Source organism: Klebsiella sp. A52 (assembly GCF_018388785.1).
Classification (GTDB): domain Bacteria; phylum Pseudomonadota; class Gammaproteobacteria; order Enterobacterales; family Enterobacteriaceae; genus Klebsiella; species Klebsiella aerogenes.
The window spans coordinates 4,844,290-4,869,919 of record NZ_CP074437.1; the positions used below are offsets into that span (position 1 = coordinate 4,844,290).

Annotated in this window: 27 protein-coding genes and 7 tRNA genes; 14 read left to right on the forward strand and 20 right to left on the reverse strand. The window is 54.5% G+C overall.

Going from position 1 to position 25,630, the window contains the following annotated elements; all coding sequences use genetic code 11:
* The first annotated feature begins 10 nt into the window (after positions 1–10).
* On the forward strand, positions 11–565 hold the full coding sequence (locus tag KGA69_RS22915) for a helix-turn-helix transcriptional regulator (protein WP_045395089.1): 555 nt from the start codon (positions 11–13) through the stop codon (positions 563–565).
* 53 nt (positions 566–618) lie between these two features.
* Here KGA69_RS22915 and KGA69_RS22920 read toward each other — a convergent pair whose 3' ends face one another.
* Complete coding sequence (locus KGA69_RS22920; RefSeq protein WP_015704784.1) at positions 619–1,353, reverse strand: MerR family transcriptional regulator; 735 nt, start codon at positions 1,351–1,353, stop codon at positions 619–621.
* Between the two features lie 156 nt (positions 1,354–1,509).
* The gene (locus KGA69_RS22925) at positions 1,510–2,721 is read right to left on the reverse strand and encodes a diguanylate phosphodiesterase (RefSeq protein WP_213292687.1); all 1,212 of its coding nucleotides are present in this window, start codon (positions 2,719–2,721) and stop codon (positions 1,510–1,512) included.
* A 309-nt stretch (positions 2,722–3,030) separates the two neighbouring features.
* Here KGA69_RS22925 and ycgZ point away from each other — a divergent pair, with 309 nt between their 5' ends.
* From ycgZ to KGA69_RS22940, 3 genes are all read left to right on the forward strand, one after another.
* Positions 3,031–3,276 carry a regulatory protein YcgZ gene (gene ycgZ / locus KGA69_RS22930; RefSeq protein WP_015367637.1) on the forward strand — a complete coding sequence of 82 codons (246 nt, stop codon included), beginning with the start codon at positions 3,031–3,033 and terminating at the stop codon, positions 3,274–3,276.
* Between the two features lie 65 nt (positions 3,277–3,341).
* The gene (locus tag KGA69_RS22935; protein WP_045395090.1) at positions 3,342–3,644 is read left to right on the forward strand and encodes a hypothetical protein; all 303 of its coding nucleotides are present in this window, start codon (positions 3,342–3,344) and stop codon (positions 3,642–3,644) included.
* 47 nt (positions 3,645–3,691) lie between these two features.
* Complete coding sequence (locus KGA69_RS22940; RefSeq protein WP_045395077.1) at positions 3,692–3,958, forward strand: biofilm development regulator YmgB/AriR family protein; 267 nt, start codon at positions 3,692–3,694, stop codon at positions 3,956–3,958.
* Between the two features lie 62 nt (positions 3,959–4,020).
* Here the strand turns inward: KGA69_RS22940 and pgl are convergent, their stop codons facing one another.
* Positions 4,021–5,016, reverse strand: a complete 996-nt coding sequence (gene pgl / locus KGA69_RS22945) for a 6-phosphogluconolactonase (RefSeq protein WP_015367640.1) — start codon at positions 5,014–5,016, stop codon at positions 4,021–4,023.
* 184 nt (positions 5,017–5,200) lie between these two features.
* On the opposite strand from pgl, the gene KGA69_RS22950 reads away from it, so the two are divergent.
* Positions 5,201–6,019, forward strand: coding sequence for a pyridoxal phosphatase (locus KGA69_RS22950; protein WP_213292688.1), 819 nt, complete (start codon positions 5,201–5,203; stop codon positions 6,017–6,019).
* On the opposite strand, the gene modC is transcribed toward KGA69_RS22950, so the two are convergent.
* The 4 genes from modC to KGA69_RS22970 form a co-directional block, all read right to left on the reverse strand.
* Positions 6,020–7,078 carry a molybdenum ABC transporter ATP-binding protein ModC gene (gene modC, locus KGA69_RS22955; protein ID WP_045395080.1) on the reverse strand — a complete coding sequence of 353 codons (1,059 nt, stop codon included), beginning with the start codon at positions 7,076–7,078 and terminating at the stop codon, positions 6,020–6,022. It lies immediately after the preceding gene.
* 2 nt (positions 7,079–7,080) lie between these two features.
* A complete protein-coding gene (modB, locus tag KGA69_RS22960) occupies positions 7,081–7,770 on the reverse strand; it encodes a molybdate ABC transporter permease subunit (RefSeq protein ID WP_015367643.1) in 690 nt (229 codons plus the stop codon).
* Positions 7,767–8,543 (reverse strand): molybdate ABC transporter substrate-binding protein, encoded by a 777-nt coding sequence (gene modA, locus KGA69_RS22965; protein WP_045395081.1) that lies wholly within the window; start codon positions 8,541–8,543, stop codon positions 7,767–7,769. Before modA ends, modB begins: the two co-directional genes overlap by 4 nt.
* A 128-nt stretch (positions 8,544–8,671) precedes the next feature.
* A complete protein-coding gene (locus KGA69_RS22970; RefSeq protein WP_045395091.1) occupies positions 8,672–8,821 on the reverse strand; it encodes an AcrZ family multidrug efflux pump-associated protein in 150 nt (49 codons plus the stop codon).
* Positions 8,822–8,971: 150 nt separating this feature from the next.
* On the opposite strand from KGA69_RS22970, the gene modE reads away from it, so the two are divergent.
* The 7 genes from modE (at position 8,972) to gpmA (ending at position 16,779) form a co-directional block, all read left to right on the forward strand.
* A complete protein-coding gene (gene modE, locus KGA69_RS22975; RefSeq protein WP_047049194.1) occupies positions 8,972–9,760 on the forward strand; it encodes a molybdenum-dependent transcriptional regulator in 789 nt (262 codons plus the stop codon).
* Between the two features lie 67 nt (positions 9,761–9,827).
* Positions 9,828–11,303 (forward strand): molybdate ABC transporter ATP-binding protein ModF, encoded by a 1,476-nt coding sequence (gene modF, locus KGA69_RS22980; RefSeq protein ID WP_045395083.1) that lies wholly within the window; start codon positions 9,828–9,830, stop codon positions 11,301–11,303.
* A gap of 206 nt (positions 11,304–11,509) precedes the next feature.
* Positions 11,510–12,526: a UDP-glucose 4-epimerase GalE gene (gene galE / locus KGA69_RS22985; protein ID WP_045364697.1), complete on the forward strand. Its 1,017-nt coding sequence runs from the start codon at positions 11,510–11,512 to the stop codon at positions 12,524–12,526.
* Positions 12,527–12,557: 31 nt separating this feature from the next.
* A complete protein-coding gene (galT, locus tag KGA69_RS22990; RefSeq protein WP_045395084.1) occupies positions 12,558–13,610 on the forward strand; it encodes a galactose-1-phosphate uridylyltransferase in 1,053 nt (350 codons plus the stop codon).
* Positions 13,607–14,755 carry a galactokinase gene (gene galK, locus KGA69_RS22995; protein ID WP_045395085.1) on the forward strand — a complete coding sequence of 383 codons (1,149 nt, stop codon included), beginning with the start codon at positions 13,607–13,609 and terminating at the stop codon, positions 14,753–14,755. The genes galT and galK overlap by 4 nt, the downstream gene beginning before the upstream one ends.
* Positions 14,749–15,792 carry a galactose-1-epimerase gene (gene galM / locus KGA69_RS23000; protein ID WP_045395086.1) on the forward strand — a complete coding sequence of 348 codons (1,044 nt, stop codon included), beginning with the start codon at positions 14,749–14,751 and terminating at the stop codon, positions 15,790–15,792. Before galK ends, galM begins: the two co-directional genes overlap by 7 nt.
* Positions 15,793–16,026: 234 nt before the next feature.
* A complete protein-coding gene (gene gpmA, locus KGA69_RS23005) occupies positions 16,027–16,779 on the forward strand; it encodes a 2,3-diphosphoglycerate-dependent phosphoglycerate mutase (protein WP_015367652.1) in 753 nt (250 codons plus the stop codon).
* 110 nt (positions 16,780–16,889) lie between these two features.
* Here gpmA and aroG read toward each other — a convergent pair whose 3' ends face one another.
* Complete coding sequence (gene aroG / locus KGA69_RS23010) at positions 16,890–17,942, reverse strand: 3-deoxy-7-phosphoheptulonate synthase AroG (protein ID WP_015367653.1); 1,053 nt, start codon at positions 17,940–17,942, stop codon at positions 16,890–16,892.
* Between the two features lie 315 nt (positions 17,943–18,257).
* Between aroG and KGA69_RS23015 the strand changes: the two genes are divergently transcribed.
* Positions 18,258–18,629: a YbgS-like family protein gene (locus tag KGA69_RS23015; RefSeq protein ID WP_015367654.1), complete on the forward strand. Its 372-nt coding sequence runs from the start codon at positions 18,258–18,260 to the stop codon at positions 18,627–18,629.
* Positions 18,630–18,743: 114 nt separating this feature from the next.
* Positions 18,744–19,682: a CDF family zinc transporter ZitB gene (zitB, locus tag KGA69_RS23020; RefSeq protein ID WP_063447346.1), complete on the forward strand. Its 939-nt coding sequence runs from the start codon at positions 18,744–18,746 to the stop codon at positions 19,680–19,682.
* Here the strand turns inward: zitB and pnuC are convergent.
* The 12 genes from pnuC to tolB all read right to left on the reverse strand — a co-directional run bounded on the left by pnuC (position 19,679) and on the right by tolB (position 25,578).
* The gene (gene pnuC, locus KGA69_RS23025; protein WP_015367656.1) at positions 19,679–20,398 is read right to left on the reverse strand and encodes a nicotinamide riboside transporter PnuC; all 720 of its coding nucleotides are present in this window, start codon (positions 20,396–20,398) and stop codon (positions 19,679–19,681) included. The two genes, zitB and pnuC, sit on opposite strands and share 4 nt — an antisense overlap.
* A 35-nt stretch (positions 20,399–20,433) precedes the next feature.
* Positions 20,434–21,477 carry a quinolinate synthase NadA gene (gene nadA / locus KGA69_RS23030; protein ID WP_049060501.1) on the reverse strand — a complete coding sequence of 348 codons (1,044 nt, stop codon included), beginning with the start codon at positions 21,475–21,477 and terminating at the stop codon, positions 20,434–20,436.
* Positions 21,478–21,847: 370 nt separating this feature from the next.
* Positions 21,848–21,923, reverse strand: a tRNA-Lys gene (locus KGA69_RS23035).
* 132 nt (positions 21,924–22,055) lie between these two features.
* Positions 22,056–22,131: transfer RNA gene (locus KGA69_RS23040), tRNA-Lys, on the reverse strand.
* A 47-nt stretch (positions 22,132–22,178) separates the two neighbouring features.
* A tRNA-Lys gene (locus KGA69_RS23045) sits at positions 22,179–22,254 on the reverse strand.
* Between the two features lie 3 nt (positions 22,255–22,257).
* Positions 22,258–22,333, reverse strand: a tRNA-Val gene (locus tag KGA69_RS23050).
* Positions 22,334–22,385: 52 nt separating this feature from the next.
* Positions 22,386–22,461 (reverse strand) — tRNA-Lys (locus tag KGA69_RS23055).
* 2 nt (positions 22,462–22,463) lie between these two features.
* Positions 22,464–22,539 (reverse strand) — tRNA-Val (locus KGA69_RS23060).
* A 137-nt stretch (positions 22,540–22,676) separates the two neighbouring features.
* Positions 22,677–22,752: transfer RNA gene (locus KGA69_RS23065), tRNA-Lys, on the reverse strand.
* A 161-nt stretch (positions 22,753–22,913) separates the two neighbouring features.
* Entirely contained in the window at positions 22,914–23,717 is an 804-nt protein-coding gene (cpoB, locus tag KGA69_RS23070) for a cell division protein CpoB (protein ID WP_045398365.1), read from the reverse strand.
* Between the two features lie 9 nt (positions 23,718–23,726).
* Positions 23,727–24,251: a peptidoglycan-associated lipoprotein Pal gene (gene pal, locus KGA69_RS23075; RefSeq protein WP_002895068.1), complete on the reverse strand. Its 525-nt coding sequence runs from the start codon at positions 24,249–24,251 to the stop codon at positions 23,727–23,729.
* 34 nt (positions 24,252–24,285) lie between these two features.
* A complete protein-coding gene (tolB, locus tag KGA69_RS23080) occupies positions 24,286–25,578 on the reverse strand; it encodes a Tol-Pal system beta propeller repeat protein TolB (protein ID WP_015367659.1) in 1,293 nt (430 codons plus the stop codon).
* Positions 25,579–25,630: the final 52 nt, after the last annotated feature.

The following is a 25,630-nucleotide window of genomic DNA, read 5'->3' on the forward strand; positions in this document are numbered from 1 at the left end:
GGAGACCAAAATGTTCAGTAAACACACGCACATTTGTTCCGAACGCTATGACCTGTGGATTGACAACCACTATCTTCTGAGCGGCATCAGCCTCATTCTGCGTACGCTGCCAGAAAGATGCTTCAGTAAAAAACATGTCTTTTTTACCAGCGACAGTTATTTTTCGGTATTACAGCATAAATACAATCGCCGGGAGACGGTTTTTGTTTTATTAACTGAAGGCAACGATCTTAATTTCCTTAGCGAGCTGCCAATGTTACGCATCCCCGCCAGATCGACCCCTGCTGAATTAAAAACATTTCTCAATCAACCGACCCGATATTATAAATCGCATACTTCTCCTGGCGAACTGATACAGTTTACCGAGCGAGAAAAGAAAGTCATTCAGCTCATCAGTAATGGCGAAGCCATTGCCAGTATTGGTCGCTCGCTAAACTTGCATATTAAGACTATTTATCAAATCCGCTTGAATCTGATAAAAAAACTTGGCTGCAGCGGCAGGACAGATTTCTTTAATATCAGCCGTAGCGAAACATTTAAGTCCTGGAGTCAAATCCATCTGTAAGCGCGCGCGGCGTGAGCAAACAGAAACCTGCCTCACTTAAAAGGCAGGTTTTTTTATTCGTTACCGTGGAAGTGAATACTGAAACCCTGTTCCTGCCAGTGGCCCAGCAGCTCCAGTTGCAGCGGCGAAGCGGGGCGCCCGGTCCAGACGAAGATATGTTGCCCAGGAAACAGCTCCGGGCGGGGAGATTCTAACGGTTCCGCCAGCACGTTGACGTGCCAGCCACGCTGAGAAAGGCGCCAGGCTTCCAGCCATAGGCCGGTGCGGTCTTCATTCCCCCACCCCACCAGCAGCGTCTCCTTACCATTTTTTTTACGCGATTCCGCTAAAAACAACGCCACGCAATCAATCAATATGCCATCCAACATGCTACTAATGACCATTGAGGTATTTTGATCGAGTTTCAGCCGCTGGCGCACCGGCGCGAACAGGCTATCAAGCAGGGTGTCGACGGGATGCTGATGGCTTAATGCGGTGATTTTGGCGCGGATTTTTGCCGGCTGCATATAGCGCAGGATACTCATCATCTCTTCCTGCAACTGTGCGGATTCGTCACGGGCGGCAGGTAGCTGGCCTTCAAGCAGCGCCTTCACTTTGCCCACTGAAACGCCACGCTCTATCCAGCGCTTAATTTCTTCGATTCGCTGAATATCTTCTTCATCAAACTGACGGTGCCCGCCTTCGCTACGCTGCGGTTTCAGCAAACCATAACGCCGCTGCCAGGCTCGAAGGGTGACCGGATTGATTCCGCAACGCTCGGCTACTTCACCGATACTGTAAAAAGCCATAAGCCGCCTTTTCTCAACCTGATACTTTAGCGCCTAAACTAACGAATTTAGGCATACTGTACAACTCTCTTTTCTTGTACAGATAAAGATATCAGGTTGCAGCTCACAGCTTGCGGGAAAAAGGATGAAAGTGCGTTTACGCTATCTCAGAGTGGATCATATTTTCCCCGGCCAGGCGATAGCCGGCAGGCCACCCAGTCGCGGACTGGCAAACAGATTTCCCTGAAAATGAGAAATACCCGCCGCCTCCAGCCACATCCACTCCTCCGCCTGCTCAACGCCAACCACCGATACGGAAATTTCCAGCGAGTGACAGCATTTAATAATCGCCTGCACGATAGCCTGACGCGGCCCGTCACGATGGATGTTGCGGATCAGCTGCTGATCAATTTTAATTCGATCCGGTTGATAGTGCGCCAGCAGCGATAGCCCGGCAAAACCGGCGCCAAAGTGATCGATAGCGACGCGAATTCCCGCCCCCTTCAATTTGCGTACGGCATCGGTAAACTCATCCATCCGCGAGATCACTTCACGCTCGGTGAATTCAACAATAATCTGTTCCGGGATCAGATCGTTGCGCTGAATTTCCGTTAGCAGGAATGGCACCGCATCCGCCACTTTCACCAGCGTCATCGGCAGCAGATTGATGGTCAGCGTACGTTCACGCAGGCCTAATTTACCGGCAATGGCCAACGCAACCCGTTTACATTGCAAATCCGCGACGTAAACCTCATCGCCGGACAAACCGGCAAAGTAGGCCGCAGGCGGCTCTCCATCAACGGTGCGTAGCAGCGCTTCCCAGGAGACTATTTCACAGGCAAAAGGGTCAACCACCGGCTGAAAAGCAAAACAGCATGATTCAGTGCGGTCGATACAGGGCGCGGCCGGGTAAAACGAGCTCTCATCAGCAGTAAAATCCCAGCTATCAGCTGACGGAATTTCATAATAATTCTCTTTTTCCGTCGCTTCGACAAAGGTACGGAAAAAATGTAGCGCCCGGTCGTCGTAAGTCAGCTGATATTTTGTCGTCCCCTTATCCAGCACGTTCTGTAATACCGCGTCGCGATCGTGTTCCCTTAAATCAAACAGCTCCATGCCGACCTTACCAAAGCGGCGAGACGGCGCGTAATCGCACAGAAGCTCCACCAGGTTGTAATGACGCGGGTCCGCGCAAATATGCCGATAGATTTGCTGTACGTTTTCTTCCGGTCCCTCAATGAGTTGGAAGAAATGCGTACCGTTAAAAAGTAAAATACCGGTGACATCCGCCTGACCATTTCTCTCGTTAGCCGCAGCAACCATCGACTCGAGCGATTTGAATGAGACATCGTCGCAGATATGGCTGCGATAAATGATGGTGGTGAGCATAGCGATTCCAGATGAGAGGTATAAGCATTCACAGTAGCAGTTACTGTTCGATACGTCTTGCGAAACAAGTATTTATATTAACAAAAATTGAACACACAACGCCGCCAGGCCGTATAATCTTGTACAAACTGTCACGCTTAGAATCCTCATCGCAATTTTACACAAAATAAAAAAACAACAAATTTATCGTTAGTTTTCAATGAACTATACTCCAATCACAATTTATTGCGCAACACGCTATGTACAAGTTACAGATTATTGTATAAGTTTACTCACAGTTAACAGATGAGTGAAATTAAAGGAGCGCATATGCAGCAGAATGGTTACATTCCAGATACAGCGAACGCGATAGCCCAGTATTTCAACAAAGCATCGTTACCTTCCCAGCAGGAGACGCTGGGCGAAATCGTGATGGACATACTCACCGAAGGGCGGCATTTAAACCGCAAAGCGCTCTGCACCAAGTTACTGAGCCGTCTTGACGTCGCACGAGCTCCGGAAGAAGAAAATCATTATCAAACGTTGATTGGCCTGCTGTTTGAGCGTCAGGAGTAAACGCTGACTGTCGGCCTGCACCTGACCTGGCTTACAGGAACAACGAGGCATGCAGAGGGACGATGATGAAAAGCAGTCAATCAGAACGGGTTAGCGATGAGATTATTGGCGAGGCGGTTTTATCCCTTCTTAAAACAAACCGGCCAATTAATATTCCGACGCTGCTAGTCAAACTTCGGTTAATGCAGGCAGCGGAAACGAACCACCAGCGAAGGAATGCAATTATTGCCGTTATTGATGAAATTAGCGTCAGACTCACGACGCGCGGCAATCACGCTCCGGTCATTAAAAAGATTAACGGCCAGTGGGAAAACAGAGCCGTTGTTGTGGATGGTAACGTCGAACCGACGGGTAAAAAAATACACTGATCCCCAATCAAGTTTAATAAACAAGTGAGAATATGATGAGACAGACTATGCATCAGCAATCAGATATTTACGCAGGACTGCAGGATAGAGCGCTCTCAGAATATTTCCGCGCCGCCGGAGATAAATTAGTCGATGAATCTGCGGTAATGTCGCTGGCAATCGACAGCATCCTCAGCTCAGATGGGCATCTGAGCAATAAGGCGCTTATTTTATGGTTGATCAATGCCCTGGAAACCACCGATAACGTGGTCACCGCGGATGTGATTCGCAAGACGCTGGAAATTGTCGTCGGCTATACGATGGATGATATTTAAGCCTGTCAGTCCGAATAAAAAAACCTCGCGGCGCGAGGTTTTTTTATTCCATCAGTAGCACATTAATGCGCGTTAACCACTACCCACATCGGTCCCTGACCAACGGCATAACGCCCTTTCTCTTTTAACAGCCCCTGCTCGCCGGCAATTTCATATACTGCGATATGATGCGATTTCTGCCCGGCGGCAATCAAATACTTACCGCTGTGATCGAGATTAAAGCCGCGCGGCTGCGCTTCGGTCGGCTGGTAGCCTTCAATAGACAGTACGCTACCGTCTTCAGAAACGCTGAAGATGGTGATAATGCTGGCGGTACGATCGCAGGCATAAAGATGACGGCCATCCGGCGTAATATGAATATCCGCAGCCCAGCGCACGCCGGTGAAATCTGGCGGCATCATATCCAGCGTCTGCACGCACTCAATTTTCCCGTGCGGATCTTTAAGCTCCCACACGTCAACGGAGCTGTTCAGTTCATTCACACAGTAGCCATACTGCTGGTTCGGATGGAACACCATATGCCGCGGACCGGCGCCTTCAACGGTAGTGACTTCCGCCGGCTCCTGTGCGGCCAGATAGCCGTCGTCGCTCAGGTTAAACAGGCAAATACGATCCTGCTTCAGCGCCGGTACCCATAGCGTGCGGTTGTCCGGCGAAATATTGGCCGAGTGACAGCCTTCCAGCCCCTCGACGACGGTGACCGTTTCGCCCGGCAGGCCGTCAATCAATGGCGTCACGCTCACGCAACCCTGATTGTAGGAAGCGCTAAAAACAAAACGGCCCTGATGGTCGGTGGAGATATGCGTCGGGCTCCCCGGCAGCGCAGCTTCACCGGCGAAAGTCAGCGCGCCATTATCTGGCGCAATGCGGTAAGCCAGGACGCGAAACTCCGGACGAACGCCGACATAGAGATACTCTTTGTTCGGACTTACCACCATCGGCTGCACCTGGCCCGGGGCATCAACAACCTGAACCAATGTCAGATTTCCCTCAGCATTGAGGCTCCAGACGTGAATCTGATGGCTCTCCGGGCTGGCGGTATATACGGTTTGTTTCATGACTACTCCTTTCCTCACTGCTCGTGAAACTGCTCGTGGACATCGTTATACATTTCATCCGGCGCGCGACGCAACGATGAATGGTATAGACGTTTTTAACGGTAGATGCTGAAAAATTTGCCCCTGAGACGAAGCCGTGTACCATCATGGCAGACAACTTTTCATCATTTACCGGAACCAACACATGACCTCACGCGTGATCGCCCTCGATTTAGACGGCACCCTACTGACCTCGAAAAAAATGATTCTTCCGGCGTCGCTCGATGCGCTGGCTCGCGCCCGGGAGGCTGGATATCAGGTGATCGTCGTAACCGGCCGACATCACGTCGCTATCCATCCTTTTTATCAGGCACTGGCTCTCGATACACCTGCAATTTGTTGTAATGGTACCTATTTGTATGATTATCATGCAAAAAAGGTTCTCGAGTCCGATCCGATGCCGGTGGATAAAGCCCTCAGCCTGACCAACATGCTCGCCGAACACGATATTCACGGTCTGATGTACGTCGATAACGCCATGCTTTATGAACGTCCGACCGGCCACGTGATCCGCACCACTAACTGGGCGCAGTCGTTGCCGGTTGAACAACGCCCGGTTTTCACCCAGGTGAATTCTCTGGCGCAGGCGGCGCGTGAAGTACAAGCGGTATGGAAATTCGCCCTTACCGACGAAAATATCCCGAAACTGCAGGCCTTCGCGCAGACCGTCGGCCAGAAACTGGGCCTGGAATGTGAATGGTCGTGGCACGATCAGGTTGATATCGCCCGCGCCGGCAATAGCAAAGGCAAACGCCTGGCGCAGTGGGTCGCCGCGCAAGGATTATCCATGCAGGACGTCATCGCTTTTGGCGATAACTACAACGACCTCAGCATGCTGGAAGCCGCCGGGACCGGCGTGGCGATGGGTAACGCGGTTGAGGAAGTAAAAGCGCGGGCCAACGTGGTGATCGGCGAAAACGAAACCACCAGCATCGCCGACTTTATCAATCGTAACTTGCTGTAATCAGGCCGCGATCGACACGCTCTTAATTTGCGCATACAGCCACTGGCCTGGGCTGACCCCCAGGTCATCCCGCGCCCACGGGCTAATGCGCGCCCATAGCGTTTTGCCGCTGACCGTAAGCTGTACCTCAATCTGGCCGTTGGTTTCCACGCAGCCAACGACCTGCGCGCGCAGAATATTCCGGATACTGGTCTGGCGCGGATGCTCCAGCACCAGCGACACATCCGACGCCTGAATACGAATACGCGCCGCTTCGCCCGGCTCCCGCGCCAGTTGATTAACCCATAGTTGCTGATCGCCCAGCGCCAGCGCGGTCATCGCATATTGCGGATGCTGCGCGATGACCGAGACGTTAAGAATCGTGCTCTGCTGCTCCTGCGGCAGCCACGGATGCATCACGCTGCTGCTCCAGACCGTTTCGAGATCGCCAAACGCCTTCACTTTCCCCGCCTCCAGCACCAGCACGTTATCGGCCAGGTGCTGAATTTCATCGAGCGAGTGGCTGACATATAGCATCGGGATGTGGATCTCGCGCGCCAGTCTCTGTAAATAGGGGAGTAATTCGCGCTTGCGCGGAATATCCAGCGAGGCCAGCGGCTCATCCAGCAGCAGCAATTCCGGCGCGGTCAACAGGGCGCGGCCAATCGCCACCCGCTGTTTTTCCCCGCCGGACAAACTACCGGGCAGTCGTTCAAGCAGGTGCTCAATGCCCAACAACGCCACCAGCTTATCAAATTGCGCGGCCATGCTTTTGGCCATCCCATATTTCAGGTTGCCGCGCACTTTGTAGTGCGGAAACAGCCGCGCGTCCTGAAACACGTAGCCGATGCGCCGCTTCTCCGGCGCCAGGCAGATGCGCTGTCGCGCGTCATTGAGTACCCGACCATTGAGCACAATGCGCCCCTGCTGCGGCTGCGTCAGCCCGCCGATCGCATTAATCAGCGAGGTTTTGCCCGCGCCCGAGACGCCGAAAATTGCGGTAATGCCGCTGGCGGGCAGGGTTTCATGTACTTCAAGACAGTGGTTGCCCAGCGTCTGGCTAAAATCGAGCTCCAGCATAGTTATTTTCCCATCCGCTTACGGCTAAGGCGCGCCAGCCATTCGGAGACCAGCAGTGATACCAGCGCCAGGACAATAGAGATGATGCACAACCGCGCGGCGGCGCCTTCGCTGCCTGGCGTTTGAATCAGGGTATACATCGCGGAAGGAATGGTGCGCGTTTCGCCAGGAATGTTTGAGACAAAGGTGATCGTCGCGCCAAACTCCCCCAGCGAACGGGCGAAAGCCAGCACCGTACCGACAATAATGCCCGGCAGAGTCAACGGCAGCGTGATGGTGAAAAATACCCGCCAGCGATTAGCCCCGAGGGTGCGCGCCGCCTGTTCAAGCTTTACGTCCACCCCTTCAAGGGCGAGGCGAATCGCCCGCACCATCAGCGGGAATGACATCACCGCCGCCGCCAGTACCGCCCCCCGCCAGCTGAAGGCGAAAGTCAGACCAAACCAGTCGTATAACCAACTGCCAATAAAGCCGCGCCGCCCCATGGAAATCAGCAGCAGATAGCCGACCACCACCGGCGGCAGCACCAGCGGTAGATGTATAATACTATCGAGTAACGCTTTGCCGGGAAAATGGCGGCGCACCAGCAGCCAGGCAAAAAAGATCCCAAAAGGTAAGCTGCAAACCACCGCCAGGGATGAAACTTTCAGGCTCAGCAGTACCGCCTGCCATTCGGGATCGCTTAAAATCATTGCTGTGTGGTGAATCCGTAACGTTTAAAGATAGCCGAGGCTTCCGGGCCTTTGAGGTAGTCGTAAAACGCGGTTACGGTAGCATTTTTATGCCCATCAACGATAGCCAGCGGATACTCGACTTTTTTGTGCGAATCCTCCGGGAAGGTGCCCACCACTTTAACCCCCTTGCTGGCGACGGCATCAGAGCCGTAGACGATGCCCAGCGGCGCTTCGTTGCGCTCCACCAGCGCCAGCGCGCCGCGCACGTCTTCTGCCGGCGCGAGCTTCGGCGACAACGTCTCCCAGGCCCCCAGTTTCTGCAGCGCTTCTTTCGCGTAGATCCCCGCCGGCACGTGATCCGGATCGCCGACCGCCAGACGCCCGCCTTGCAGCAGGCTGACCCAGTCGGTTTTATCATTAATGGCGATATCGCCGCGATCGCTGGCTTTCGGCGCCACCACCACCAGGCTATTGCCCAGCAGCGTGGTGCGGGAAGCCGTATCGATTGATTTTTTGTCTACGGCATAGTCCATCCATTTCTGATCCGCAGAAATAAATAGATCGGCAGGCGCGCCGGCTTCAATCTGGCGCGCCAGCGTGGAGGAAGAGGCAAAGGAAGAAACCACCTCGACATGACGCTCTTTTTTATACGCCTGGGCGATATCCTGCATAGCGTTAGTTAACGACGCCGCGGCAAAAACGGTTATTTTGCCGTCCTGCGCCAGCGCATGACCAGAAACGCAGAGCGTTAATACCGCCCCGGTAAGTAAACGCGACCATTGACCTGCCATTGGAAACTCCTGTTTATTCGTTATGTAATGAATAATATAACGACTATGGTGAGAATTTCACAGCGCCAATTAGGGGTAATCAGGATGGGGACAAAAGAAAACGCCCGGCGGGCCGGGCGTTGGGGAAATCAGTGGTTTTGCTGGCTGCTGTCTTTATGACCGGCGCCGGAGAAAAGGTTGAACACTTCACCGAGACCGTAAATCAGACCGAGGATGACCGCCATCACCACAGGTACCATGACGACAGCAAATACCAGACTTTTCAACAGCTCTAACATGGTTGGCTCCAGATAGTACGAATATTTCATTGTAACCATTTTGGCCGGAAAAACACGCCCCATTTGTGCGGTGCCTCGCCGCCGCGGCAGATGGCTGTTGCAAGATAGGCGCTATCGTTCACAATACGCTTTTTACGTCAGGAATTGATTATGCAGGCCGAAATCCTTCTTACGCTTAAACTTCAGCAGCGCCTGTTCGCCGATCCCCGCCGGATCGCCCTACTCAAGCAGATTGATCGGACTGGCTCAATTAGCCAGGGGGCGAAGAACGCCGGTATCAGCTATAAAAGCGCATGGGATGCGATCAACGAAATGAACCAGCTCAGCGAACAGTCGCTGGTCGACCGCGCCACCGGCGGTAAAGGCGGCGGCGGCGCGGTGCTGACCCGCTATGGCCAGCGGTTGATTCAGTTGTACGATCTGTTGGCGCAGATTCAACAAAAAGCCTTCGACGTACTAAGCGACGATGACGCCCTGCCCCTCGACAGTTTGCTGGCGGCGATTTCCCGCTTCTCGTTACAAACCAGCGCCCGCAACCAGTGGTTCGGCACCATCACCGGTCGCGACCACCAGCAGGTACAGCAACATGTCGACGTGCTGCTGGCGGACGGTCAAACCCGTTTTAAAGTCGCCATTACCGCACAAAGCGCCGACCGTCTCGGGCTCGATGAAGGCCAGGAAGTGCTGGTGTTGCTGAAAGCGCCGTGGGTCGGCATCACGCTGGATAACGCCGTGGCGCAGCAGGCGGACAACCAGCTTACCGGGCGCATTAGCCGCATTGAACGCGGCCCGGATCGGTGTGAAGTCATCATGGCGTTGCCGGATGGGCAAAACCTGTGCGCCACGCTGTCAACGGCGCAAATCGACGGTTTGCAGGAGGGCGCGCAGGCGATCGCTTACTTCAATGCCGATCGCATCATTCTGGCCACCTTATGCTAATGGCATTGACTTTATTGCCGTGAAGACGTATCCCTGAAGTACAACGCTGCAAAAAGTGGGATACACAATGTCATCATTGCAAATTTCGCAAGGCACGTTTCGCCTTAGCGATATAAAAACCTTACATATCGATCGCCTCACGCTGCGTGCTGGCGAAAGCTGGGCTTTCGTCGGCAGTAACGGTAGCGGTAAATCGGCGCTGGCCAGAGCGCTGGCCGGCGAACTGACTCTACTCAACGGGCAGCGCGAAAGCACATTTCAGCGTACGACTCGCCTCTCCTTCGAACAGCTGCAGAAACTGGTCAGCGACGAGTGGCAACGCAACAACACCGATATGCTTAGCCCCGGCGAAGAAGACACCGGACGCACTACCGCAGAAATCATCGAAGATGAAAAACGCGACCCGGAACGCTGTGCCCGGCTGGCGGAGCAGTTTGGTATTAGCCACCTGCTGACGCGGCGCTTTAAATATCTGTCGACGGGCGAAACCCGCAAAACGCTCCTCTGTCAGGCGCTGATGAGCGATCCCGACCTGCTGATCCTCGACGAACCGTTTGATGGCCTGGATGTCGCTTCTCGCCAACAGTTGGCCGACCTGCTGGCCAGCCTGCATCAGGATGGCATCACCCTGGTACTGGTTCTCAACCGCTTTGATGAGATCCCGGAATTTATTGAATATGCCGGCGTGCTGGCGGATTGCACGCTGAGCGAAATCGGCGAGAAACAGGCCTTACTGCAACAGGCGCTGATTGCCCAACTGGCGCACAGCGAGAAGCTTACTGGCATGACGCTCCCGGAACCGGATGCTCCCGCCGCGCGGCACGATTTAGCGGAGAACGCTCCGCTTATCATTCTTAACGACGGCACGGTGTCGTATAACGATAAAGCGATCATTAACCAGCTAAGCTGGACGGTGAATCCCGGCGAACACTGGCAAATTGTCGGTCCCAACGGCGCGGGCAAATCCACATTGCTGAGCCTGATCACCGGCGACCATCCGCAGGGTTACAGCAACGACCTGACGCTGTTTGGCCGCCGTCGCGGCAGCGGCGAGACCATCTGGGATATCAAAAAACATATTGGCTATGTCAGTAGCAGCCTGCATCTGGAATACCGCGTCAGCACTAACGTGCGTAACGTGATCCTTTCCGGCTATTTTGATTCGATCGGCATTTATCAGGCGGTCTCTGATAAACAGCACAAGCTGGTCCAGCGCTGGCTGGATATTCTGGGCATTGATAAACGCACCGCCGACGCCCCGTTCCATAGTTTGTCGTGGGGACAGCAGCGGCTGGCGCTGATCGTTCGCGCGCTGGTTAAACACCCGACCTTACTGATACTTGATGAACCTTTACAGGGATTAGATCCGCTGAATCGTCAACTGGTACGTCGTTTCGTTGATGTTTTGATTGGCGAAGGGGCCACGCAGCTGCTGTTTGTATCGCATCATGCCGAAGATGCCCCTGACTGCATTACCCACCGTCTGGAGTTTATTCGTAGTGGAGACGGTTACACTTACCACCTCGGCACACTGGCAGAATAGCGCTATACAGGGGTCTGCGGATCCCTGTATTTTTTCAGAGAAATAACCAAAAATCACAACAACCAACTGTTTTATAAAAGTTTATATAAAATCAGCCTTAATGTTGCACCAAGTGTAAACGATTCCACTATTTTAGCCTGTGTCACACTTTTGCCTTCTTTGGTATGCTATCTTCTTCTCACACGATAAGCCTATTGGAGCGAATCATGAAAGTACTGGTCACAGGTGGTAGCGGTTACATTGGAAGTCATACTTGCGTACAGCTGCTGCTGCAGGGACATGATGTGATTATTCTCGACAATCTCTGCAACAGTAAACGCAGCGTATTGCCGGTCATTGAACGTCTCGGCGGCAAGAAAGCCACCTTTGTCGAAGGCGATATTCGTAATGAAGCGCTGATGACGGAAATTCTGCACGATCACGCCATTGAAGCGGTGATCCATTTTGCCGGCCTGAAAGCCGTCGGCGAGTCCGTCGCCAAGCCGCTGGAATATTACGACAATAACGTCACCGGTACACTGAAATTAGTTTCCGCTATGCGCGCAGCCGGCGTTAAAAACTTTATTTTTAGCTCCTCCGCGACCGTCTACGGCGACCAGCCAAAGATCCCTTATGTTGAAAGTTTCCCGACCGGTACCCCGCAAAGCCCCTACGGTAAAAGCAAACTGATGGTTGAGCAAATCCTCGCCGACCTGCAGAAAGCCCAACCGGACTGGAGCATCGCGCTGCTGCGCTACTTCAACCCGGTCGGCGCGCATCCATCAGGCGATATGGGCGAAGATCCGCAGGGTATCCCGAACAACCTGATGCCGTATATCGCGCAGGTTGCCGTCGGCCGTCGCGAATCACTGGCGATTTTCGGTAACGACTACCCGACCGAAGACGGCACCGGCGTGCGCGACTACATCCACGTGATGGACCTCGCCGACGGCCACGTCGCCGCCATGGAAAAACTGGCGAATAAAGCCGGCGTGCATATCTACAACCTTGGCGCAGGCGTCGGCAGCAGCGTGCTGGACGTGGTCAACGCCTTCAGCAAAGCCTGCGGTAAACCGATTAATTATCACTTCGCGCCGCGCCGCGATGGCGATCTCCCAGCCTACTGGGCTGATGCCGCCAAAGCCGACCGCGAGCTGAACTGGCGCGTGACGCGCAACCTTGACGAAATGGCGCAGGACACCTGGCACTGGCAGTCCCGTCATCCGCAGGGTTATCCGGACTAATCGCCTAAAGGAAAGGCTCTAAGGAAATACCATGACGCAATTTAACCCCGTCGACCATCCGCACCGTCGTTATAACCCGTTAACCGGGCAGTGGATTCTGGTTTCACCGCATCGCGCCAAGCGCCCCTGGCAAGGGGCGCAGGAGACGCCGGCAAAACAAACGTTGCCCGCGTACGATGCGGATTGTTTCTTGTGCCCGGGTAATACCCGCGTCACCGGCGACACTAACCCGAATTACACCGGCACTTACGTGTTCACCAACGATTTTGCGGCATTGATGACCGATACGCCGGACGCCCCGGAGAGCGACGATCCGCTGATGCGCTGCCAAAGCGCGCGCGGCACCAGTCGGGTTATCTGCTTCTCGCCAGACCACAGCAAAACGCTGCCGGAACTGAGCATTGAAGCACTGGAAGGCGTGGTTAAAACGTGGCAAGAGCAGACCGCGGACCTTGGGAAAAGTTACCCCTGGGTCCAGGTCTTCGAAAATAAAGGGGCGGCGATGGGCTGCTCCAACCCGCACCCTCACGGCCAGGTTTGGGCCAACAGCTTCCTGCCTAATGAAGCGGAACGTGAAGACCGTCTGCAAAAAAAATATTTCGCTGAGCAGGGTTCACCGATGCTGGTGGATTATGTGCAACGCGAACTGGCCGACGGCAGCCGTACCGTTGTAGAAACCGAACACTGGCTGGCCGTGGTCCCCTACTGGGCGGCCTGGCCCTTTGAGACGCTGCTGCTGCCAAAAGCGCATATTCAGCGCCTGACCGATTTAACCGCAGCCCAGCGCCATGACCTGGCGCTGGCGCTGAAAAAGCTGACCAGCCGTTACGACAACCTGTTCCAGACCTCCTTCCCCTACTCCATGGGCTGGCACGGCGCGCCGTTTAATAACGAAGATAATCAACACTGGCAGCTGCACGCTCACTTTTACCCGCCGCTGTTGCGCTCCGCCACGGTGCGCAAATTTATGGTCGGTTACGAAATGCTAGCCGAAACCCAGCGCGATCTCACGGCGGAACAAGCCGCCGAAAAGTTACGTGCCGTTAGCGATATCCATTTTCGTGAATCAGGAGTTGAACAATGAGTCTGAAAGAGAACACCCAGGCGCTGTTTGCTGAACAGTTTGGCTACCCTGCCAGTCACGTCATTCAGGCGCCGGGCCGCGTCAACCTGATTGGCGAACATACCGATTACAACGATGGTTTCGTGCTGCCGTGCGCCATTGACTATCAAACCGTAGTCAGCTGCGCGCCGCGTTCCGACCGTATCGTGCGGGTCATTGCCGCCGATTATGACAACCAGCGCGACGAGTTTTCCCTCGATGCGCCCATCGTTAGCCACGACACCCAACAGTGGTCAAACTACGTCCGCGGCGTGGTCAAACATCTGCAAAAGCGCAATAGCCACTTCGGCGGCGCCGATCTGGTCATCAGCGGCAACGTACCGCAGGGCGCGGGGTTAAGCTCCTCGGCGTCGCTGGAAGTCGCCGTCGGCACCGTGTTCCAGCAGCTGTATCATCTGCCGCTCGACGGCGCGCAAATCGCCCTTAACGGCCAGGAAGCGGAAAACCAGTTCGTCGGCTGTAATTGCGGCATTATGGACCAGCTTATTTCGGCGCTGGGTAAAAAAGATCATGCGCTGCTGATCGACTGCCGTACACTTGGCACCAAAGCGGTGTCGATGCCGAAAGGCGTCGCGGTGGTGATTATCAACAGCAACTTTAAACGCACGCTGGTGGGCAGCGAATACAACACCCGCCGCGAACAGTGTGAAACCGGCGCGCGTTTCTTCCAGCAGCCCGCTCTACGTGACGTTGAGCTTGCGCAGTTTAATGCCGTGGCCCACGAGCTGGACCCGATTGTGGCGAAACGCGTGCGTCATGTATTAACCGAAAACGCTCGTACCGTTGAAGCGGCGAAGGCGCTGGCAAACGGCGACCTGCAGCGCATGGGCGAACTGATGGCGGAGTCTCACGCTTCCATGCGCGATGATTTTGAAATCACCGTACCGCAAATTGATACGCTGGTTGAGATTGTCAAAGAGGTTATCGGCGACAAGGGCGGCGTGCGGATGACCGGCGGCGGCTTTGGCGGCTGTATCGTTGCCCTGATGCCGGAAGCATTGGTTGAAAAAGTACAGCAGGCGGTAGCCGCTCAGTATGAAGCGAAAACCGGCATTAAAGAGACTTTTTACGTCTGCAAACCATCCCAGGGAGCCGGCCAATGCTAACGCCAACCCGCGAACTCGCGCCCGACGGACAGCCGTGGAACGTGATAACGCTGCGTAATAACGCCGGGATGACCGTAACGGTGATGGACTGGGGCGCGACGCTACTCTCCGCGCAAGTGCCCCTTGCCGATGGCAGCCTGCGCGAAGCGTTACTTGGCTGCGCCACGCCGCAGCAATATCGCCAGCAGGCGGCATTTCTGGGCGCATCCGTCGGCCGCTACGCTAACCGTATCGCCAACAGCCGCTTCACGCTCGATGGCGAAATCGTGAATTTAACCCCGTCGAACGAGGCCGGCCACCAGCTCCACGGCGGGCCGGACGGCTTCGACAAGCGCCGCTGGCAAATTGTCAGCCACGACGACAGCCAGGCGCTATTTGCGCTCGACTCCGCCGATGGCGATCAGGGCTTCCCGGGCCATCTGCAGGCAACCGCGCGCTATCGCCTGACTGACGATAATCGTATCGCCATTGAGTACCGCGCCACCGTTGATAAGCCCTGCCCGGTCAATATGACTAACCATGTCTATTTTAATCTCGACGGCGTGCAGGGCGATGTGCGCCACCACCGCCTGCAGATCTTCGCCGATCGGTATCTGCCGGTAGAGAGCGACGGTATTCCGTATGGCGATTTGCGCGACGTGGAGTACACCAGTTTTGATTTCCGCGCGCCGAAGGTGCTTGCCGGAGAGTTTCTTGCCGATGCTGACCAGCAAAAAGTGAAAGGTTACGATCACGCCTTTCTGCTGCAGGCCAAAGGCGACGCCCGCCAGCCGGCGGCGCATGTCTGGTCGCAGGATGAAAAGCTACAGCTGACGGTGTATACCTCGGCCCCGGCGCTGCAGTTTTATTCCGGTAACTATCTCGGCGGCACGCCATCGCGCGGCAGTCAACCTTACGGCGACTGGCAAGGGCTGGCGCTGGAGAGCGAGTTCCTACCGGACTCCCCCAATCATCCGCACTGGCCGCAGCCAGATTGCGTATTACGGCCCGGCGCCGAGTACGTTAGCCTGACGGAATATCAGTTGATCGCCAGATAACGCCATAGCCCTCCCTGCGGAGGGTTTTTTTTCGCCTTTTTGCTGTAATTTGCACCGTTGAAAGACAAAAAGCTAACCTGTGTTTTACAAGCATCTTACACTGCGTCACTATTTTCGCTATGGTTAGGGATAAGCATTGCCGTGAGGTAAATCACGGCAATATAATGAGAATAGTTATCAATCAATAAACACATACACCACAGTAGTCGGGTTGCGTGTAGGAGGAGTAAGAGAATGGCTGTAACTAAGCTGGTACTAGTCCGTCACGGCGAGAGCCAATGGAACAACGAAAACCGTTTCACCGGTTGGTACGACGTTGACCTGTCTGAAAAAGGCGTTAGCGAAGCGAAAGCGGCGGGTAAACTGCTGAAGGAAGAAGGCTTCAGCTTTGATTTTGCTTATACCTCCGTGCTGAAACGTGCCATCCACACCCTGTGGAACGTGCTGGACGAACTGGATCAGGCCTGGCTGCCGGTTGAGAAATCATGGAAACTGAACGAACGTCATTACGGCGCGCTGCAGGGCCTGAACAAAGCCGAAACCGCTGAGAAGTATGGCGACGAGCAGGTTAAACAGTGGCGTCGCGGCTTTGCCGTCACCCCGCCGGAACTGACCAAAGATGACGAACGTTATCCGGGCCACGATCCGCGTTACGCGAAGCTGACCGATGCGGAACTGCCGACCACCGAGAGCCTGGCGCTGACCATCGACCGCGTCGTACCTTACTGGAACGAAACCATTCTGCCGCGCCTGAAAAGCGGCGAGCGCGTCATTATCGCCGCTCACGGTAACTCCCTGCGTGCGCTAGTGAAATACCTCGACAACATGGGCGAAGACGAGATCCTTGAACTGAACATCCCGACCGGCGTACCGCTGGTGTATGAGTTCGATGAAAACTTCAAGCCGATCAAACACTACTACCTGGGCAATGCTGACGAAATCGCTGCGAAGGCCGCGGCCGTCGCCAACCAGGGTAAAGCGAAGTAATACGCAACTGAATTATTTCGGCAACAAAAAAGCGTGGAATTTTCCACGCTTTTTTATTTTTAGCTATCGCTGGCGCAACGCGAAGGCAGCCAGCGATGGCAAAGCACAGGCTAGCCGCGGCGCGCTTTAACCGCATCCGCCAGCTGGCGCAGGATGGTCTCGGTATCTTCCCAGCCGATGCAGGCGTCGGTCACGCTCTTGCCGTAGGTCAGCGGTTCGCCGCTTTCCAGGCTCTGATTGCCTTCCACCAGGTGGCTTTCAATCATCACGCCCATAATCGCGTTTTCACCGCCGGCAATCTGCTGGCACACGTCGGCGCCGACTTCCATCTGCTTTTTAAACTGCTTGCTGGAGTTAGCGTGGCTGAAGTCGATCATGATTTGCGCCGGCAGACCGGCTTTTGCCAGACCCACTTTCACTTCGGCAACGTGCTGAGCGCTATAGTTCGGCTCTTTACCGCCGCGCAGAATGATATGGCAATCGCTGTTGCCGCTGGTATTCACAATAGCGGAATGGCCCCACTTCGTTACCGATAAGAAACAGTGCGGCGCGCCAGCTGCGTTGATCGCATCGATAGCGACCTTGATGGTGCCATCGGTGCCATTTTTGAAGCCAACCGGGCACGAGAGGCCGGAAGAGAGTTCACGGTGCACCTGGGATTCAGTGGTACGCGCGCCGATTGCGCCCCAGCTCATCAGGTCCGCCACATATTGCGGGGTGATCATATCAAGGAACTCGCCCGCCGCAGGCAAACCGCTGTCGTTGATTTCCAGCAGCAGCTTACGCGCGATACGCAGCCCGTCGTTGATGCGGAAGCTGTTATCCATATGCGGATCGTTAATTAGCCCCTTCCAACCGACGGTGGTGCGCGGTTTTTCAAAATAGACGCGCATAACGATTTCCAACTCGCCTTTGAGCGCTTCACGCAGCGTCAGCAGGCGGCTGGCGTACTCTTTCGCCGCGGCAGGGTCGTGAATAGAGCACGGACCAATTACCACCAGCAGACGATCGTCGTTGCCTTTGAGGATGTTGTGGATCGCTTTGCGAGCATGTGCAACGGTATTGGCAGCATTTTCGGTAGCGGGGAATTTTTCCAGGAGCGCAACGGGAGGTAATAATTCGTTGATCTCTTTAATGCGTAAATCGTCGTTCTGATAATTCATCTTCTTTCCAGGCGTTGCCATACTTATACAATGAAATGCAATCCTTCCAATCTATCTCTTCGGTCAAAAAGTGTAAACGTGATTTTACACTGACGATGGAATAATCCTGGAATTAGGGAAAAATACGCCATAAAGTAGCGAAATCCCGCCAGCCAACTACAATTTTTAACTGCAACATCCAATTAAATGTTTATTTTCAGTATTATATTTTAAATCCTCACGCTAAGGCGGAGTGTTAAACCATAGCACCGCAGATCCCTGGCACATCTCTGTTGGCCGCGTTTAGCCAACAAATCGACTAAGCAGGAGTATCCGATGAATATGAATAAACTCACAGCCCTACTTCTCACCGCCACCTTAAGCTTAGCCAGCGGCGCCGCACTGGCCGCCGATAGCGGCGCGCAATCGAACAACGGCCAGGCCAATTCCGCCGCTGATGCCGGACAGGTTGCGCCCGATGCCCGTGAAAACGTGGCGCCTAATAATGTCGATAACGACAAAATTAACTCCGGCGGCACCATGCTTCATCCTGATGGTTCGACAATGAATCATGACGGGATGTCGAGCGACGAGGTCCATAAAAACAGCATGTGCAAAGATGGACGCTGTCCGGATACGGATAAAAAAATGGAAAGCGGCAATGGCATGAACAACGATGCCAGCAAAACGGATGGCACCTCGCAGTAATTGAAACGGATGAGATAAGGGATCAAGGTGGCAGTGCTCACCTTGATCCCTTTGTTCGCTGAATTTCGGTAAGATGTCATAGTGTAATAATGATAACTATTAAGGGATGACATCATGGCGCATACACATTCACCAACCCCTGCTGGCGAAAACAGTAACGCCAACCGGCTGCTTTGGGCTTTCATCGTAACAGCCGGTTTTATGATTATTGAGGCCATCGGCGGCGTCATTTCCGGTTCGCTGGCCCTGCTGGCCGATGCCGGACATATGCTCACCGACTCCGCCGCCCTCCTGTTCGCTCTGCTGGCGGTACGCTTCGCCAGCCGGCCGCCAAATAGCCGCCACACCTTTGGCTGGCTGCGTTTAACCACTCTCGCCGCCTTCGTCAACGCCATCGCCCTGGTAGTCATTACCATTTTCATCTTCTGGGAAGCGGTACAGCGTTTTAACCATCCGCAGCCGGTCGCGGGAAAAACCATGATGGTTATCGCCGTCGCCGGACTACTGGCCAATATTCTCGCCTTCTGGATCCTGCACCGCGGCAGCGCCGAAAGTAATCTTAACGTTCGCGCGGCGGCGCTACATGTACTGGGCGATTTGTTGGGTTCCGTCGGCGCCATCGTGGCCGCTATCGTGATTCTGATGACCGGCTGGACGCCGATTGACCCGATCCTCTCGGTGCTGGTGTCGTGTTTAGTGCTGCGTAGCGCCTGGCGGCTGCTGCAGGAGAGTATGAATGAGCTGCTGGAAGGGGCGCCGCGCTCGCTGGATGTCGAAGCATTAGGCCGCGATCTACGCCGCTCGATACCTGAAGTCCGCGACGTTCACCACGTTCACGTCTGGCTGGTAGGGGAAAAACCGGTGATGACGCTACATGTACAGGTCGTGCCGCCACACGATCACGATGCGCTACTTGATAGCATCCAGCATTTTATTGAGCATAAATATGAAATTGAGCATGTGACGGTACAGATGGAGTATCGCCCCTGCAGCGGCCCGGAATGCCACCTGAATCTGGCGCATTCCGGACATGAACATCATCATCACCATTAACGTGAAAGCGCGTGAGAACCTCGCTCACGCGCGCTGTTAATCCACATCCGGCTACCGTTCAGGGCAATGAACGTGAGCAGCAAATACTCCAGCGACATCGCGTACACGCCCTGCAGAGCGAAAATCACCACGCTGATGACGTTGATGATCACCCACAGCAGCCAGTTCTCCACGTATTTACGCGTCATCAACACCATCGCGGCAATCGACAGCACCATCATGCAGGAATCCCAGAATGGGAAAGCATCCGGTTCCAGCGTCGGCATCGCCACCTGTAGCCCGAGCATTTGCATCAGGTTGACGGCGATGCGGGTCAGGAAGGCAAATACCGGGTTAATAAACACCGTCATCAGGCCGATAGCCACTACGCAGCCCGCCAGCCAGGCCAGCGCTTTTGGCAGCGGCAGCCAGCGAATTTTCAGTTCTGCTTCGTTATCGCTGGTCTGCCTTGACCACGCGTACCAGCCGTAAACGTTCGCCGCGAAGAAAAACAGCTGCAGCAGCAGGCTGGCGTACAGCTGGATCTGGAAGAAGATGATCGCAAAAAGCGTTACGTTCACCAGGCCGAAAGCGTAGTTGCTGATTTTTTCCAGGCTCGCCAGCCAGATGCACAGCAGGCCGGCGATGGTCCCCACCGCCTCAATCCACGACAGATCGTAGCCGCCGGCGCCGATCGGTATATGCACTAAAATATTCTGCGTACTGAAAAAATCCATTTTATCCCCTAAGCGTAACGCGACGCGGTAATGAGTTATCCCCGTAGTGTAGCCGCAAATTCCAGCATACGGTTAAGCGGAATTAATGCCCCGGCACGCAGTTTGGCGTCAACGTGAATTTCGTGTTCAACGCCGCCCTGCTCTAACCCTTCCGCAATCGCTTTCAGGCCGTTCATCGCCATCCACGGACAATGGGCGCAGCTGCGACAGGTTGCGCCCTCACCTGCCGTAGGCGCTTCCAGCAGCTCTTTTTCCGGTACCGCCTGCTGCATTTTATAGAAGATCCCGCGATCGGTGGCCACGATAAGCTGGCGCTGCGGCAGGCTTTTCGCCGCGGCAATTAATTGGCTGGTTGATCCTACCGCATCCGCCATGTCGACAATCGCCTGCGGTGATTCCGGATGCACCAGGATCGCCGCATCGGGGTAGAGCCCCTTCATGCGCGCCAGCGCCTGGGTTTTGAATTCATCATGGACGATGCAGGCGCCCTGCCAGCACAACACGTCGGCCCCGGTCTGGCGCTGTACATAGCGACCAAGATGGCGGTCCGGCGCCCAAAGTATCTTTTGTCCGAGGCTATCGAGATGTTCAATCAACTCCACCGCGATGCTGGAGGTCACCACCCAGTCGGCGCGCGCTTTTACCGCCGCTGACGTATTGGCATAGACCACCACGGTGCGATCCGGGTGAGCATCGCAAAACGCATTAAAGTCATCAATGGGACAGCCGAGATCCAGCGAGCACTCCGCATTCAGCGTCGGCATCAGAATGGTCTTTTCCGGACTAAGAATTTTGGCCGTTTCGCCCATAAAACGCACTCCGGCAACCAGCAGCGTGGAGGCCGGGTGACGCGCGCCAAAACGCGCCATTTCCAGCGAGTCGGCAATACAGCCGCCGGTCTCTTCGGCCAGTTGCTGAATTTCAGGATCGGTGTAGTAATGCGCCACCATCACGGCGTCGCGTTCACGCAGCAGGCGTTTAATTTTCTCGCGGTAAAACGCTTTTTCGTCATGGTTCAACGGTTGTGGTTTTGGCGGGAAAGGATAAATCGCCGTTTCAGGATCAAACATTACGCTCATCATGCAATCTCGTTTTACTGGCTTAACTTTGAAACCGTAAATATCGCTATGTATCGCCTTAATACGGTCACTATGTTTTATATGCTAAACAAGATAGCCGATTGCAAGCGAAATGTCGTGATGAATTTTGTATTCCCCGGGGACGATGCTGCGCATCTTCCCGGGCTACCGGTTCGTGCGCTATGGAGTCAAGGTAAGCGTAGTGCGAACATGGAGTTGATTGTGGAGAATGACGCATAGCAAAAAGGCGCCTTTAGGGCGCCTTTTTACATTGGTGGGTCGTGCAGGATGACTCGGCTTCGCCTCGCCCTACGGGCCGTTGCTGACGCAACGTTATCCTTCACGTTCAACATCAAAGTTCAATGTTGAATGGTGGGTCGTGCAGGATTCGAACCTGCGACCAATTGATTAAAAGTCAACTGCTCTACCAACTGAGCTAACGACCCCTTGCGGGATTTTACTGCTGTAATCATTCAGGATGGTGCGTCGTGCAGGATGACTCGGCTTTGCCTCGCCCTTCGGGCCGTTGCTATCGCAACGTTATCCTTCACGTTCTACCAGAAACCACCGTTAAAGATTGGTGGGTCGTGCAGGATTCGAACCTGCGACCAATTGATTAAAAGTCAACTGCTCTACCAACTGAGCTAACGACCCTAAGGGTGTTACCTGAAAGATTTTGTACTCGGCACCATCATTTTAGATGGTGGGTCGTGCAGGATTCGAACCTGCGACCAATTGATTAAAAGTCAACTGCTCTACCAACTGAGCTAACGACCCGAGTGGTGGGTGATGACGGGATCGAACCGCCGACCCCCTCCTTGTAAGGGAGGTGCTCTCCCAGCTGAGCTAATCACCCGAAACTGCGCTGGATACTACCGATACTGCTTCCACCGACCCCATCATTAAGATGGTGGGTCGTGCAGGATTCGAACCTGCGACCAATTGATTAAAAGTCAACTGCTCTACCAACTGAGCTAACGACCCGGTGGTGGGTGATGACGGGATCGAACCGCCGACCCCCTCCTTGTAAGGGAGGTGCTCTCCCAGCTGAGCTAATCACCCGATACTACGCTGGATACTACAATTAAAACTAATTAGTGGTGGGTCGTGCAGGATGACTCGGCTTTGCCTCGCCCTACGGGCCGTTGCTAACGCAACGTTATCCTTCACGTTTTACTATCGCGTTCCACCAGAACGATTGGTGGGTCGTGCAGGATTCGAACCTGCGACCAATTGATTAAAAGTCAACTGCTCTACCAACTGAGCTAACGACCCACTCTGGCGTCGCTTTGGGCTTGTTCGATATCCCTTGGCAACGGCGGCATATATTACTGATTTCAGATTTCAGCGCAACTAAAATTTCGATAAAGATCACTTAACTGCTTGGGATTCGCGCGACAAGACCAGAAATAACGCGATTTCTGGTCATGCCATAATCAACCCAGGGCGTTAAGACGTTTTTGCGCTTGTTTCGCACCATCGGTGCCAGGGAATTTGCTGACCACCTGCTGGTAAACCGCTTTCGCTTTCGCGGTGTCACCTTTGTCCTGCATGATGACGCCGACTTTAAACATCGCATCCGGCGCTTTCGGGGATTTCGGATAGTTTTTCACCACCGAGGCAAAATAATATGCCGCATCGTCTTTTTTCCCCTTATTGTAGTTCAACTGTCCGAGCCAGTAGTTGGCGTTCGGCTGATAGGTTGAATCCGGGTACTTCTTGACGAAGTTCTGAAACGCCACCATCGCGTCATCCTGGCGGGACGAATCTTTAACCAGCGCAATAGCCGCGTTGTAATCGGTGTTGGCATCCCCGGTCATCGCAGGCGCCCCAGAAGAGGCCGCCGGCGCTGTACTGGCGGCAGCCGAACTCTGATCGCCAGAAGACGATGGAGCCTGCGTCTGCGCGCCTGCCGCAGCTGCTCCGCCACCGCTCGTCAGCCCGTCGATCTGTTGCAGAATCTGCTTCTGGCGTTCGACAATCTGATTGAGCTGATACTGATTTTCCTGAATCTGACCGCGCAGGGAATCAATATCGCTTTGGTTATCGGAGAGTTGTTGCTGGAGTTGGGTTAAAAGCTGGCTGTGAGCATTGGAAATACGCTCAAGTTGAGTGACGCGGTCTTCGACCGAGCCTGAGCCGACACTACTGATTGGCGCCTGAGCAAAAGCGGCCCAGGGGGCCGCTATGCCAACCAGTAACGACAGACTCAATAAATGATGTCTGAAGTTACTGCTCATGCAATTCTCTTAGTAAACCAGTACGGCGCGACGGTTTTTGGCATATGCCGCTTCGTCATGACCCAGTACTGCAGGTTTTTCTTTACCGTAAGAAACGATGGAAATCTGGTCAGCAGAAACACCTTTGCCCTGCAGATACATCTTAACGGCGTTAGCACGACGCTCACCCAGAGCGATGTTGTATTCCGGAGTACCGCGCTCATCCGCGTGACCTTCTACGGTCACTTTGTAGGACGGGTTGCTACGCAGGAAGTTAGCGTGCGCATCCAGCATTGCAGCGAAGTCAGAACGGATATCGTACTTGTCCAGATCGAAGTAAACGATGTTGTTCTGCTGCAGCTGCTGCATCTGCAGACGCGCTTGCTCTTCGGAAGACATGTTGCCGCCGTTACCGTTAGCGTCCATACCAGTGCCGGCACCCAGCATGCCTTCACCGCTCTGGTCGTTGCTGGCGTTCTTGTTGGAAGAACACGCCGCGATTGCCATAACCGGCAGAGCGATCATCAGCCCTTTCAGCACTTTGTTCAGTTGCATTTCTTTGATTCCTTTAATAATCAATTATTTATTATCACAGATACGGCGACCAGGCAGGGAATTTTACCTGTCCATCAGTTGCCGGAAGACGCGCTTTGAAACGCCCATCTGTAGAAACCAGATTCAGCACGGATCCCATCCCCTGAGAAGAGCTGTAGATTACCATAGTGCCGTTAGGTGCCAGACTTGGCGTTTCATCTAAAAACGTTGATGACAGAACCTGTACACCACCCGCTTCCAGATCTTGCTTAGCAATGTGTTGCTGACCGTTGGCCGAGCTTACCATTACCATAATTTTACCATCAGCGCTGACGTCAGCATCCTGGTTCTGCGAACCTTCCCAGGTAATACGCTGCGGCGTACCGCCGTTGATGTTGACTTTATACACCTGAGGACGGCCAGCCTGGTCGGAAGTAAACGCCAGGTTCTGGCTATCCGGGAACCAGCTCGGTTCGGTGTTATTGCTGCGACCGTTAGTCACCTGACGAATCTGGCCGGATCCGAGGTCCATCACGTACAGGTTCAGGCTACCGGTTTTCGACAGTGCGAATGCCAGTTTGCTGCCATCCGGCGAGAAGGCCGGCGCGCCGTTGTGCTGCGGGAAGGAGGCAATCTGACGGACTGCGCCATTCGCCAGCGTCTGGACTACCAGCGCGGAACGGCCGCTTTCGAAGGTCACATAGGCCAGTTTAGAACCGTCCGGAGACCATGCCGGCGACATCAGCGGCTGCGATGAACGGTGAACCAGGAACTGGTTGTAGCCATCGTAGTCAGAGACGCGCAGCTCATACGGGAACTGGCCGCCGTTGGTGCGAACCACGTAAGCGATACGGGTACGGAAAGCGCCTTTAATCCCGGTCAGCTTTTCAAATACCGCGTCGCTGGCAGTATGTCCGGCATAACGCAGGTACTGCTTGGTCACTTTGAAAGAGCCTTGCGACAGGATAGTACCCGGCGCACCGCCGGTATCCACCAGCTGATAGGCAACCTGGTAAGAACCGTCAGGGTTTGGCGTCACCTGGCCTACGACCACGGCGTCAACGCCCAGCGCGGACCATGCCGCAGGCTGCACTTCCTGAGCGCTACCCGGCTGCTGAGGCAGGCGCGAGCGATCCAGCGGATTAAACTTGCCGCTATTGCGCAGGTCAGCCGCTACCACGCCGCCAATATCTTCAGGCGCAGCGCCCGGGCCAGCCCACTGGAATGGCACCACACCGATGGGGCGCGCCGAGTCCACCCCTTGGGTGATCTCGATGCGTACTTCTGCGTGCAGCACCGCCGCCCACAGCATCAAAAAACCAAATGCTACTCGTAATGCCTGCTTCATCATATCTCCCTTATCCGGGCGGAAAGCCCACGATAATTTAGCAGAATGTTAA